The following is a 12991-nucleotide window of genomic DNA, read 5'->3' on the forward strand; positions in this document are numbered from 1 at the left end:
CCTGTCCCCAGGAAAAACTTGTTGCCGCAAACCCTAAATATGGTCGAGCATGATGCCAGTCCAATTATCGTTGCCCTTGTATCATCAACTTTCTCAACCAGAGGTGATTGAATACTTGACCAGCGATGGGTCAGCGGGCTTATCAGCAGAAGAAGTGGCCAGTCGCTACGAAAAATATGGCCCGAATGAACTGCGATTTAAGCCGGGGAAACCAGCTTGGTTGAGATTTTTGGGGCAATTTCATCAGCCACTACTCTATATTCTCCTGCTTGCGGGTACTATTAAGGCATTTTTAGGGTCTTGGACGAATGCCTCGGTGATTTGGGGAGTTACCCTGATCAATGCCATTATTGGCTATGTGCAGGAAGCTAAGGCGGAAGGTGCGATCGCTTCCCTAGCCAAAGCCGTAACCACAGAAGCGACCGTGTTGCGAGAGGGACAAACCCTGCGGATTCCATCTCGGGATTTGGTGCCGGGAGATATCGTTTTATTGGCATCGGGGGATAAAGTACCGGCGGACTTGAGGCTGCTGAAAGTCCGCAATTTGCAGGTGGATGAGTCTGCCCTGACCGGGGAATCCTTGCCCGGGTCAAAAGCGATCGAACCCTTACCCGGGGATACGCCCCTAGCAGAAAGGACAAACATGGCCTACGCAGGGAGTTTCGTTACCTTTGGACAGGGCAAAGGGATCGTTGTCTCTACGGCCAACGCCACCGAAGTGGGGCAGATTTCCCAGTCGATGGAAAGCCGAGTCAGCCTTAGCACACCCCTGACCCGTAAATTTGCCCAATTTAGCCGCACCCTACTCTACGCAATTTTGACCCTAGCAACCTTGACCTTTACCATCGGGTTAGGACGGGGGAAATCTTGGATCGATATGTTTGAAGCTGCCGTTGCCCTCGCAGTGAGTGCGATTCCAGAAGGGCTGCCGGCAGTGGTAACGATTACCTTGGCCATTGGGGTCAACCGCATGGCCCGTCGTCATGCGATTATTCGTAAACTGCCCGCAGTGGAAGCATTGGGGAGTGCGACCGTCATTTGTTCCGACAAAACCGGAACCCTGACCGAAAATCAAATGACTGTACAGTCCATTTATACCGAGGGGCAATATTACGCCGTTAGTGGTGGTGGCTATAGTCCCAAGGGCGAAATTAGTCTGATTACCGATGGCAACCCTGGCAGCCCCTTTGCAGATGAATTACCCCCGGCCCTAGGGGATTGTCTGGTAGCTGGTTTGCTTTGTAATGACTCCGGGCTAAAACAAACGGGAGAAGATTGGTCAGTGGTGGGGGATCCTACGGAAGGGGCGCTGATTGCGGCCGCCGCCAAAGCAGGTCTCAGTCAATTGGGGCTATTGTCTTTAACCCCACGATTGGATGCAATTCCCTTTGAATCTGAGTACCAATACATGGCAACCCTGCATGATGGGATACCTCGTCTGATCTATGTCAAGGGATCGGTTGAGTCGCTGATGCGTCGTTGTTCCCAGATGATCGATCGCTATGGTCAGATGACCGCGCTGAACGCCCAACAGATCGAGCAAGCGGTAGAAACGATGGCAGGGCAGGGTTTACGGGTGCTTGCCTTCGCCAAAAAAGCAGCCGCGACCCATCAGCATTCTATCGACCATGAGGATATCGAAACAGGCTTGGTGTTTCTAGGATTACAGGGCATGATTGACCCGCCTCGTCCAGAGGCGATCGCTGCCGTTCATGCCTGTCAAACTGCCGGGATTCGGGTCAAGATGATTACTGGTGATCATCTTGTCACGGCGCGGGCGACCGCGGAACGGATGGGCATTAAAACGGCAGCACAAGTCTTAGCATTTGAGGGAAAAGAATTAGCGCAAATGGATAATCATCAACTGGCCCAAGCGGTGGTCGATGGATCGGTATTTGCCAGGGTTGCCCCTACCCAAAAACTGCAACTGGTGGAAGTACTCCAGTCTCAAGGGGAAATCGTGGCGATGACCGGCGATGGTGTCAATGATGCGCCGGCTCTCAAGCAGGCCGATATCGGCATTGCCATGGGGAAAGGGGGAACGGAAGTCGCCAGGGAATCTGCTGATATGCTCCTCACTGATGATAACTTTGCCTCGATCAAGGCCGCTGTCGAAGAAGGACGCACCGTTTATCAAAATTTACGCAAAGCGATATCTTTTCTCTTGCCTGTCAATGGTGGCGAATCGATGACGATTCTGATCAGTACCTTACTAGCACGAGATTTACCCATCCTCTCCCTACAAGTACTCTGGTTGAACATGATCAACTCCGTCACGATGACTGTTCCCCTGGCCTTTGAAGCAAAATCCCCCGGCATTATGCAGTCACCACCACGCAATCCCAATGAACCTTTGATCACCAAAAAACTATTGCGCCGAATTTTGGCTGTTTCATTGTTTAACTGGATTCTGATTTTTGGTATGTTTGAGTGGGCTAAATCGACCACAGGAGATATTGCCGTTGCCCGCACAATGGCAATTCAATCCCTTGTGGCAGCACGGGTTATCTATCTGCTCAGTATCAGCCAATTAGGGATGAGCCTAGTGGACTACCTGCGTGGTCAGTCAACCTCGATTACTAATGCACCAATCCTAATTTTGGGGATTGTGGCTGCTGTTGCCCTACAAATTTTGTTTAGTCAATGGGGGGTGATGAACAGTCTGTTTGCAACGGCGACCCTAACCGGTCATCAGTGGCTAATCTGTTTATTGCCGATGCCGCTCATGGTACTTTGGGCAATTTTTACCAATGTTATCGATCCTCCTCATTGTCAGGGGAAATAACTAGGGTTTGCGGCAAAAAGTTTGTTGGTGGGGTTAGGAGTCAGGAGCCGGTCGTCGGTCGTTTGAGGCTTTGTTGCCCTCTCTTTTTGTACCAGTTTATGTACTAAAAGAAGGATAATGCAAGGTTTTTGAGAGTCCCAATCCGATTTTCGCAGCATGAACATCGGATTTTAACAGGTCAAAAGCCTCATTTTAAGCTGAGCTCACGGCCGAAGCCCACACCCCACACCCCACTTCCTCACTTCCCCACTTCCCCACTTCCCACTGTGCAGGGGGATTATTTTCTAGAGAATAAAACGTAAAAACAGGGAATAATAAACAGAGTTAACAGAGTTGCTAAAGACAAACCCGAAAAAACGACAATTCCTAAAGGTTGCAGGAATTCCCCCCCCTCTCCTAATCCTAAAGCGAGGGGAAATAAACCTAAAACCGTGGTCACGGTAGTCATTAAAATCGGTCGTAAACGTTGGGGAGCGGCCTTTAAAATAGCTTGTAGTCGAGTAAAACCGAATTCTTGCCGCAATTGATTGGCTAATTCCACCATAATAATCCCGTTATTAACCACAATGCCCACCAATAACACCACCCCGACGATGACAATGGCATTAATCGGGGTTTTGGTCAAATATAGTCCAAAAATTCCCCCCGCTAGGGCCAAAGGAACGGTTAACATAATCACCAAAGGGTCTATGAGCGAGTTATACTGGACGGCCATGACTACAAAGACTAAAAATACCGATAAACCCGCTAATAAACCCAAAGAACCCTGAATTTCTTGATTAGAGATGGCAGCAGCACTGGGTAAAATGCTGATACCATCGGGTAAGGGAGTGGAATTTAAAAGCGATTGTACCCCCGCGAGTGCGTCACTTAATTTCGCACCCTCGACTAAACTGCCGATAATAATAAAAACTTGACGCTGATTAATTCTCTGGATGACTGCTGGGGTTTTTCCCCCTTCAATCCTAGCGATATCTGCTAATTTTAAGTCTTCTTGCCTATTGACAAAAATAGGTATTTGTGAGATGTCACTAATTTTTTGCCGCGAGTTGGGGTCCAATTGCACTCGGATATCGATTAATCTTTCTCCCCGTTGCAGTTGGGTGGGGATTGATCCTTGAATAGCGGTCCGTAGCGTTTGTCCCACTTCCAGGGTACTCAATCCCAAACTATTTAAGCGGGTCCAATCGGGTTTAATCTGGATTTCCGGTTGTCTGGGGTCAGCATCGGCACGAAAACGCGCACTAGGGACTTTTTCATCGAGAATACTGAGGATTTCTTCACCAGCTTGCTCTAAAGTGTTCCCATCGGGTCCCTGTAACATCACATCCACGTCAGCACCAACGGAGGGAGAGTTATTAAGAATAATACCGCGCACTTGACCGGGAGTGAGACGCAAACGCACGTTAACGAGGTTTAATTGCTCTAGTGCTTTGCTCATGCGTTCGATATACGCTTCTGTATTAGTGCCTTGTTTGAGATTAATCGTACTAGAACCGCGCAAAATATTTTCATTGGTAGTTGTGCCAAAAAGAGAACCGCCACTGGTAGTAAAAACGTACTTAGTCTCTGGTTGTGATAATAAAATCTTTTCTACTTCCCGCATCACCTGACGGTTAGTATTTAAATTGGTACCAGGGGGAAATTGAGCAAAAACGTTCACCTGTCCGGTTTGAATACGACTAAAGACTTCCTGGGGGATATATTGCCAGAGATAGAAACTACTTCCCCCTAAAATTAAAAAGGCCAGCAGGATAACAGGTATTCTGTAGTGGATGATTTTAGCTAAAAAACGACCGTAGAGGATGGTTAAACCTTCTAGACGTTGACTAAAGACTCTTAAGAGCCAAAATCTCTGAATACCACTGGAAACACGCATATTTAACAAACGACTGGCCAACATGGGAACAACGGTTAACGCACACAGCAGAGAAGCAGCCACAGCAAAACTGATAGTGAGGATAATCTCGTTAAACAGCAGAGAGATAAAACCACCCAGTAATAAAAATGGCAGGATAGAGACGAGATTAGTCGCAGTGGAGGCCAATAAAGCAGATTCTACCTCTTGGCTGCTATTCCGGGCAATTTCTAAAAAATCTCGCTTATTTTGGTTTTGATTAACTTTGAGGGCAATATTTTCGAGCATGACAATGGAATTATCTACCACGATACCCACCCCTAGGGCCAATCCTCCCAAACTAAACACATTTATCGATAACCCGAATAACTTCATACAGATGATTGCGACGAGGGTAGAAAGAGGAATCGCTAGGGTAATGATAAAAGTCTGTCGCAGGGAACCGAGAAAGACGAATACAGTCAATCCTGCTAGAATTGTCCCCGCTAGTCCCGAAGAAACCACGTTATTAACCGCGTTTTGGATAAATACAGACTCATCGGTAGTGGGGACAACTTGCATCCCCCCGGTCATTAACCCGGATTTTGTTAATTCTGTAATGCGTTTTTTGACCCCTTCTACCACAGCAATCGTGTTCGCATTCGGTTGTTTTTGGACGCTAACCCTGACGGCATTTTTTCCATTTAGGGTGACAAAAATTCTTTGTTCTTCTGTCCCATCGATAACTCTGGCCACATCCCGCAGATAGATTTTTTCTTCGGGATTATTACTATCGGTCAGTGCTAAATCTTGGATATCCGCTACGTTTTTAAATTTCCCCACCGCACGGGTTAAAGGTTCCCCAGTTTCTCCCTCTAGTCGGCCCCCAGAGATGTCCTGATTGCGTCTTTTTAGGGTGTCTAAAACCTGATTTAATCCCACTCCTAAAGATTGTAATCGCTGCAGGTCAATATTAACTTGAATTTCTTCTCTAACTCCCCCAATCACGTCCACTACTGCCACTCCTTCCACAAATCCTAATTCTCTCCCTAATTCTTCATCGGCAAATAATCTTAAATCTTTTAGGGGTAGGGTATCAGAAACGAGAGCGAATTCATAGACGGGTAAACGAGAAGGTTCAAATTTATTTAAGCGCGGTTCTTCAATAATATCGGGTAAATTTTGTCGGACACGATTAAAACTTTCGGTAGCTTCATTTAAAGCGACATTTAAATCTCCCCCCGGTTGAAAAAATAAATCTACTCGCATCCTTCCCTCGCGAGTTTCTGAATAAACTTGCACTACTCCCTCGGTGGCACTCATTCCTTCTTCTAGGGGTTTAGTTACTTCTTCGAGAATAACTTCCGGGGATACTCCAGGGACATTCATCCTTAAACTAATGCGAGGATAAGTGATAGAAGGAAGCAAATCTACTTGTAAACGATTTAGAAAAAAAAGACCGATGATGATAACTGCTATAGTTAACATCAATACTCCTATGTGACGACGAATTGATAGACCGCTTAGGGAGATGTTTTCTAACATGATTATCTATGGGGGAGAGTAAACAGTGAACAGTAAACCCATAACTGATAACTGATAACTGGTAACTGATAACTGATTAATTGTGCATAACTCGACCGAAACTCCATAATTTTTGATAATAATGACGACTGACGCTATCCCTATCATCGGTGAGCAGATTTATAGCGATACCATTGTTACCTGTTTCTTTTCCTGAACTGTGTATATATTGATTATTACCTAGATATAAAGCCACATGATTAACTCTTTTATCACCAAAGAAAATTAAATCTCCTGGGAGTAATTCCTCTCGGTTTATTTTTTGACAAAAAGCTTCCTGTTGATAGGAATCCCTCGGCAACCAAATGCCAAAAGTGGCAAAAGCAGCCTGGATTAATCCTGAGCAATCGTAATTAGGTGCAAGGGTTCCACCCCAGAGATAATGATTGGTACAATTCATTGCTTCCTGAGTAAAAGAGATAATCTCAGGAATATGTTTTTCTATGTCCGAACGAGTTAGAGGAATTTTTTGATAAGCTGTGGTGGCCGCCGCAATTGCATCTAAATCTTCTCTGCATAACCAAGCTAAATAATTATCTTCCCTTAGCTGAATTTGTAGCCCTTTTTCGGTAATTTCTAGGGAAATAAATTTTAATTTTCTTCCCCGTTGTGCTTGGGTAGCTAACTCTTGACAACTGGAAGAATTGTAGAGATTTAAGTCTTTTAGACAGAGATATTCCTGGGTAGATGATGGGGGAAGGGAGATGATTTGCATAAAAAATAGCTCAGAATTTATTGACAGAAAAAACTGCATTACTAGCCAAAAGCAAAGGGATAACAACGAGGAGAATAACCTTAGTTCGTTCTGTCATCTTCAAGTTTCCACCTCTCTTAATTCGGCTCTCTTATTCTTTGTGTGAGCAGTTTAACTTACTGTAGAAGCGATCAATCTTTGTGTCCTCTGTGTCTGGAGTGGTTCCTTCCACTCGCTCGCCAGCAGGACTGTATCTTAGAATACATTTTACCCACCAAACCTAAGAGAGCCTTAATTCTTGGCCATAAAGATAATCTATAACCGAACTGAATCCCTGAAAAATTATTAAACCTATGGCATAATTAACCTTTCAGGGTTCAAAAACTGCAAAAATAAGGCTTAAATGGCATACAATCGGTGAATAGAGCGTTTAATCGTTTATTATTCGTTTTTAATTCTCCTGACTACTGGCTACTGGCTACCGACACCTAACCCTAACAACAATTTTTGATTTTTACAACAGGTCTAGGATAGCCAGTTCCTTAACAATATGTTACGATAGCCGGCGAGAGGGGGTGGCCAATATCTGGAACTTTTGCTCTAGAGATAGATTCTAGGGATCAACAGTCACCTCCTAGAGTAAGCTTTTAATCAGATGTTGAGGTTAGTCTATGGCCAATGTTTCCGGGCGGTTTGAAAAGCAAGAATACAGCCAAAACTCAGAAAATACCGTCGCGGTGGTCAGTTCAGTCATGTCCGGTTTAAAAAAAGCATCTCCCCTGCAAAAGGGCTTATTTTGGGGAATAACCCTCAGTTTTACCGCCCTAGTTTCCGCCACTGTTGGGGCTGCCGTCGCTTTAATTAGTCCCTTACCCGCACCAATTGGGGCCATCTTCCAAAAAACATCTTTTCCCATCCAAACAGACATCCTTGAGGATCAAGCTTGGAATAGCTTAATCAATCAGCAGCTTTCTCGTCCTGTTAATATTTTAGTTATGGGCATCGATCGAGTTTTAGATGCCAAAAACAGCGACGATGTATTTAAAGGTCGCAGCGATACCATGCTCCTAGTGCGCTTCGATCCTAGCGATAAAACCGTGAGAATGTTGTCTATCCCTCGCGATAGCCGCGTCAGAATCCCCGGCCACGGTTTCACTAAAATCAACGATGCTAACGTTCACGGTGGACCAACTCTAGCGGCAGAAGTGGTCAATAATACTTTAGGGGATGTCACCGTTGATCGCTATGTGCGGGTGACTACCGATGCCTTTAAGGAATTAGTCGATTTAGTCGGGGGTATAGAGGTTTATGTACCCGAACGAATGTATCATAAAGATGTCACCCAAAAATTAGAAATTGATTTACAAGAGGGTTGGCAAAATCTCAACGGCGACCAAGCAGAACAATTTGCCCGTTTTCGTAACCCGCAATACGGCGATATTGGTCGCGTACAAAGACAACAAATTTTATTAAAAGCACTTCAAAAAAAGATTTTTAGTCCGACAATTCTCCCCAGTCTCCCGAAAGCAGTACAGGTTTTACAACAATATATCGATACGAACTTAAGCGTCGAGGAAATGCTGGCTATCGCCAATTTTGGCCGGGAAATTAAACAGGATAACTTAAGAATGATCCTACTCCCCGGCCGGTTTAATAACCTCGAGGAATACGATGGTCGCAGTTATTGGATTTTGAACCGTCGCGAAATTAGAACCATTGTGGCTAATAATTTTACCGATAACTATGGGGGGGGAGAAACCTCCGTTTATAGTCTGCGGATTGCCATTCAAAATGCCACCAATACCAAAGGTTTAGCCCGTCGTACTCGTGATTATCTGGCCAAACAGGGCTACACAAATGTTTATATTAGCGATGACTCCTCCCAAAAGCTAGAAACCACGGCGATTATTGCCCAAAAAGGTGATATTCAGTCCGCTAACCTCTTGAAAAATCAATTGGGAATCGGTAAAGTAGAATCATCCTCCACTGGTGCTTTAGACTCAGACCTAACTATTCGGGTGGGTGATGATGTGGCCCAGTTTCTCGACGCTCAACAGTAACAATGTTGAAAAATTTTTTCAGTCTGGTTTTAATTATTTTGCTGGCGATTCTTTGGCTACTTTTCGCGGCCCGTCCGGTGGCTTTGGCCCAAGATAAAACGATTAACTATAGTTTTGCCCAGCTGCAAGATCGGGATTTTTCCCATCAGGATTTGCGCGGAGGGGTTTTCGCCGCTGCTGCTATGCGGGGAGTTAACCTAGAAGGGTCCGATTTATCCTATAGCATTCTCACCGAGGCTGTCCTCTTAAAAGCTAACTTAAAAGGGGCCGATTTAACCGCCTCTTTGGTAGATAGAGTTACCCTCGATTTTGCCGATTTAACTAACACTATTTTTACCGATGCGATCGCCACTCGCAGCCGTTTTTATGACACAATTATTACTGGGGCCGATTTCACTAACGCGGTCATTGATAACTATCAGGTCAAGTTAATGTGTGAACGGGCCGATGGCATTAATCCAGTCACGGGAGTGGCCACCAGGGATAGTTTAGGCTGTAATTAGCAATTCCGGGCAGATTCTGGCTGACGGCACAAAAATAGCCTACCCCCTACACTCCGGCTATCTCGATCAAGACAGCAGGGGTGTAGAATGAAAATACTGAGCGAGGCTAGAGAAAGGAGAGGGACTCTTGATAATCGTCATCGATAACTATGATAGTTTTACCTACAATTTAGTCCAGTATTTGGGAGAATTAGCCTCCGAGTTCCTGATCGCCTTGCCGATCGAGGTCTATCGTAATGATAAAATCGATCTGGCCACGATCGAACAAATGCGGCCGGATGGGATTGTCATTTCCCCCGGTCCTGGTCGTCCGGTCGATGCGGGCATATCTCTGGAATTAATCGCCAAATTTGGCCCCCATTTGCCGATTTTGGGGGTCTGTCTGGGTCATCAAAGTATCGGTCAGGTATTCGGGGGGGATGTGGTCCGGGCCCCGGTCTTGATGCACGGCAAAACTTCCCCAATCTATCACAACAGTGAAGGGGTATTTCAAGGCTTAGAAAATCCTTTTACTGCCACCCGTTACCATAGTTTAGTGATCGATCGCTCCACCATGCCGGATAATTTAGAGATCACGGCCTGGGTGGAAGATGGCACGGTCATGGGAGTCCGTCATCGGGATTACCCCCAGATTCAAGGGGTACAATTCCATCCCGAAAGTATTTTAACCACTGCCGGCAAGGAACTTTTAAGAAACTTTCTCCGATCCCTCTAGTGTTTACTAATCGCCAACCCCTGAAATTAACCTTAACTTGATTAATTCTGCATCTATATTTATGAAAAGGCGAGATTTTATCTTATCGGCGGGGACAAGTTTCTTAACCGTGGCAGTAAGCTCTGTTTTAGCGGAAACTAAACCCAAACCCACTAACCCCACTCCCGCTCAAAAACCCGATGATTCCCTCTTAGTTCAATGGTTGGGTCATAGTTGCTTTTTATTCACCGGAGGAGGACAAAGAGTCCTAGTTAATCCCTTCCGGGCCATTGGTTGTACGGCGGGTTTTCCTTTGCCAAAAGTAGAAGCAGATATCGTTTTAATTAGTAGTCAACTGTGGGATGAAGGGGCTGCCGAGGGTTTACCCGGTAATCCGAAAATTTTGTTTGAGCCGGGGGCCTACGATCTGGGTAAATTAAAATTCCAGGGTATTAGTATCGCCCATGATCGCATGGGAGGGCAACGTTTCGGCATGAATGTGGCCTGGCGTTGGACCCAAGCGGGGATTAGTATTGTCCATTTAGGGGGGGCAGCGGCCCCAATTGAATTAGAACAAAGAATTCTGCTGGGTTCGCCGGATTTAGCTTTTATTCCCGTGGGAGGTGGTCCAAAAAATTATAATCCCCAAGAGGCAAAACAGGCGATCGAAGTTTTACAACCGCGAATAGCTGTCCCGACGCAATACTTCACCAGTGCCGCCGATAAAAATGCCTGTGAATTGGTGTCTGTAGATGAGTTTCTCAAGTTAGTCAAGGATAAAAATATCCGTTTAATCGGGGACAATAAATTACGGATTCGTGCCGCCGATTTACCGAAAAAAGGGACGCTCATTCGCGTGTTTGACTACCGCAATCTGTTAGAGAAATCCTAACTTTTAGGAGCCATTGACCTAGGCCTGCTTTAGAGCATCTCCTAGTTCTCTAAAAATTGCTTTAACAATCTTATTAAAAATGTTTTTGCTGAAAGAATCTCGCTCTTTTTTTAGACAGGGATGGACAATTGCAGTTTTACTAATTGCCCTGCTTGTTTCCCTGCCAATTTTATCGGTAGCCAGTAGTTTATTAACTAATTCCAGTCAAGTCTGGCAACATCTGATCGAAACTGTTCTCTGGGATTATCTAGTTAATTCTTTTTGGTTAATGGGTGGGGTGGGTAGCGGTGTTTTAATCATCGGTGTTGGCACCGCTTGGTTAATAACGATGTGTCAATTTCCCGGTCGTCAACAATTTCAATGGTTATTATTACTACCCCTTGCCGCTCCTGCCTATCTCTTGGCCTATACTTATACCAATATGATGGACTATTTTGGTCCGGTGCAGACGTTCTTAAGAAGTGTTTTCGCTTGGAATAGTGTCGAAGATTATTGGTTTCCTAATATCCGTTCTCTTTGGGGGGGGATTCTGATGTTAATACTGGTGCTTTATCCCTACGTTTATCTGTTAGCAAGGGTCGGTTTTTTAGAACAATCTGTCTGCACAGTGGAAGCAAGTCGCTCCTTGGGATGTAACCCTTGGCGCAGTTTTTTTACCGTCGCTTTACCCCTAACAAGACCGGCAATTATGGCAGGATTAGCCCTAGCTTTAATGGAAACTCTGAATGATTTTGGTACGGTACAGTATTTCGGTATTAATGCTTTTACCACGGGGATTTATAATACTTGGTTCGGTATGGGCGATCGCATAGCAGCGGGACAGTTATCCACAGTTTTAATGGTATTTATCCTCGTTTTAGTTTTCCTTGAACAATCCTCCCGTCGTCAAGCTCGTTACTATGAAATGACCAATCGTTTCCAGTCACCGACTAAGTACGAACTAGGATTTGTTCGCAGTTTTTTGGCAATGATCTCCTGTTTTGTGCTGGTATTTCTGGGGTTTATTGCCCCTGCTTTTTATCTAGCTTATCTAGCCTTTAATCATGCCCAAGAAACTTTTAATAATGACTTTTTTAGTTTGTCACTAAACAGTTTTTTTCTGGCTAGTTTAAGCGCAATTATTGCGGTAGTTTTAGCTTTAATTCTCGCCTACGGGGAAAGACTTAATCCGAATAAAACTCTTAAGGGTTCTGTGCGGATTGCGGCCGCTGGTTATGCTATCCCCGGCATTGTTATCGCCGTGGGGGTTTTAATTCCTCTCGGCCAATTAGATAACTTTTTCAATCAAGGATTAAATATCAATTTAATTCTGAGCGGCACGATTTTCTGTCTAATTTTTGCCTATATTGTCCGCTTTTTAGCCGTAGCTTTTTCCACGTTAGAATCGAGCTTAAGTAAAATTAAACCTAGTTTAGATGATGCTTCCCGCAGCCTTGGCTATGGCACTGGTGCCACTTTAATTAAAGTGCATATTCCTCTTTTGTCGGGGGGATTATTGACGGCGGCTATGTTAGTTTTTGTCGATGTGATGAAGGAATTACCTGCTACTTTGGTCTTAAGACCTTTTAATTTTGATACCCTAGCGGTGCGCGTTTATCAATACGCCAGTGATGAACGTTTGGTGGAAGCAGCAGCCCCGGCCCTGGCCATTGTCCTAGTGGGATTAATTCCAGTAATTTTTTTAAGTTGGCAAATTTCCCGACGGGCGATCGATTAAAGTGGTGGTCGATTCCTAGACCAGTTGGCGATCGGCCAGCAGCTTAGTTCTATTTAGGGTTTGCGGCAAAAAGTTTGTTGGTGGGGTTAGGAGACAGGAGACAGGAGACAGGAGATTATTTTATTTATTCTCCCCACACCCCACACCCCACACCCCACACCCTGCCTCCACGAAAAACTTTGTCGGTAAATCCTAGTTCTATAGTCTAGTACAAAATAATGTTAC

Annotated in this window: 8 protein-coding genes; 6 read left to right on the forward strand and 2 right to left on the reverse strand. The window is 45.0% G+C overall.

What is annotated here, in order from left to right; all coding sequences use genetic code 11:
* The first annotated feature begins 52 nt into the window (after positions 1–52).
* Positions 53–2785: a cation-transporting P-type ATPase gene (locus tag H6G40_RS01995; RefSeq protein ID WP_190537210.1), complete on the forward strand. Its 2733-nt coding sequence runs from the start codon at positions 53–55 to the stop codon at positions 2783–2785.
* Positions 2786–3062: 277 nt separating this feature from the next.
* Here the strand turns inward: H6G40_RS01995 and H6G40_RS02000 are convergent, their stop codons facing one another.
* Together H6G40_RS02000 and H6G40_RS02005 are read right to left on the reverse strand one after the other, a co-directional pair.
* The gene (locus H6G40_RS02000) at positions 3063–6167 is read right to left on the reverse strand and encodes an efflux RND transporter permease subunit (RefSeq protein WP_190537185.1); all 3105 of its coding nucleotides are present in this window, start codon (positions 6165–6167) and stop codon (positions 3063–3065) included.
* A gap of 76 nt (positions 6168–6243) precedes the next feature.
* On the reverse strand, positions 6244–6921 hold the full coding sequence (locus H6G40_RS02005; RefSeq protein WP_123231252.1) for a C40 family peptidase: 678 nt from the start codon (positions 6919–6921) through the stop codon (positions 6244–6246).
* Positions 6922–7571: 650 nt separating this feature from the next.
* Between H6G40_RS02005 and H6G40_RS02010 the strand changes: the two genes are divergently transcribed.
* The 5 genes from H6G40_RS02010 to H6G40_RS02030 all read left to right on the forward strand — a co-directional run bounded on the left by H6G40_RS02010 (position 7572) and on the right by H6G40_RS02030 (position 12766).
* Positions 7572–8960, forward strand: a complete 1389-nt coding sequence (locus H6G40_RS02010) for an LCP family protein (RefSeq protein ID WP_069474755.1) — start codon at positions 7572–7574, stop codon at positions 8958–8960.
* Between the two features lie 2 nt (positions 8961–8962).
* Positions 8963–9463: a pentapeptide repeat-containing protein gene (locus H6G40_RS02015; protein WP_002739277.1), complete on the forward strand. Its 501-nt coding sequence runs from the start codon at positions 8963–8965 to the stop codon at positions 9461–9463.
* Positions 9464–9590: 127 nt separating this feature from the next.
* On the forward strand, positions 9591–10178 hold the full coding sequence (locus H6G40_RS02020) for an anthranilate synthase component II (RefSeq protein ID WP_069474756.1): 588 nt from the start codon (positions 9591–9593) through the stop codon (positions 10176–10178).
* A 61-nt stretch (positions 10179–10239) separates the two neighbouring features.
* Positions 10240–11049 (forward strand): MBL fold metallo-hydrolase, encoded by an 810-nt coding sequence (locus H6G40_RS02025; RefSeq protein WP_002739400.1) that lies wholly within the window; start codon positions 10240–10242, stop codon positions 11047–11049.
* 79 nt (positions 11050–11128) lie between these two features.
* Entirely contained in the window at positions 11129–12766 is a 1638-nt protein-coding gene (locus H6G40_RS02030; RefSeq protein ID WP_002739216.1) for an ABC transporter permease, read from the forward strand.
* Positions 12767–12991 lie beyond the last annotated feature (225 nt).

This window comes from Microcystis viridis FACHB-1342, from assembly GCF_014698335.1.
GTDB lineage: Bacteria > Cyanobacteriota > Cyanobacteriia > Cyanobacteriales > Microcystaceae > Microcystis > Microcystis ichthyoblabe_A.

Excerpts from the sequence above, each read along its gene's own strand:
- H6G40_RS02005 (WP_123231252.1), bottom strand. The coding sequence starts at position 6,921 with ATGCAAATCATCTCCCTTCCCCCATCATCTACCCAGGAATATCTCTGT.
- H6G40_RS02025 (WP_002739400.1), top strand. The coding sequence starts at position 10,240 with ATGAAAAGGCGAGATTTTATCTTATCGGCGGGGACAAGTTTCTTAACC.
- H6G40_RS02015 (WP_002739277.1), top strand. The coding sequence starts at position 8,963 with ATGTTGAAAAATTTTTTCAGTCTGGTTTTAATTATTTTGCTGGCGATT.
- H6G40_RS01995 (WP_190537210.1), top strand. The coding sequence starts at position 53 with ATGCCAGTCCAATTATCGTTGCCCTTGTATCATCAACTTTCTCAACCA.
- H6G40_RS02010 (WP_069474755.1), top strand. The coding sequence starts at position 7,572 with ATGGCCAATGTTTCCGGGCGGTTTGAAAAGCAAGAATACAGCCAAAAC.
- H6G40_RS02030 (WP_002739216.1), top strand. The coding sequence starts at position 11,129 with ATGTTTTTGCTGAAAGAATCTCGCTCTTTTTTTAGACAGGGATGGACA.
- H6G40_RS02000 (WP_190537185.1), bottom strand. The coding sequence starts at position 6,167 with ATGTTAGAAAACATCTCCCTAAGCGGTCTATCAATTCGTCGTCACATA.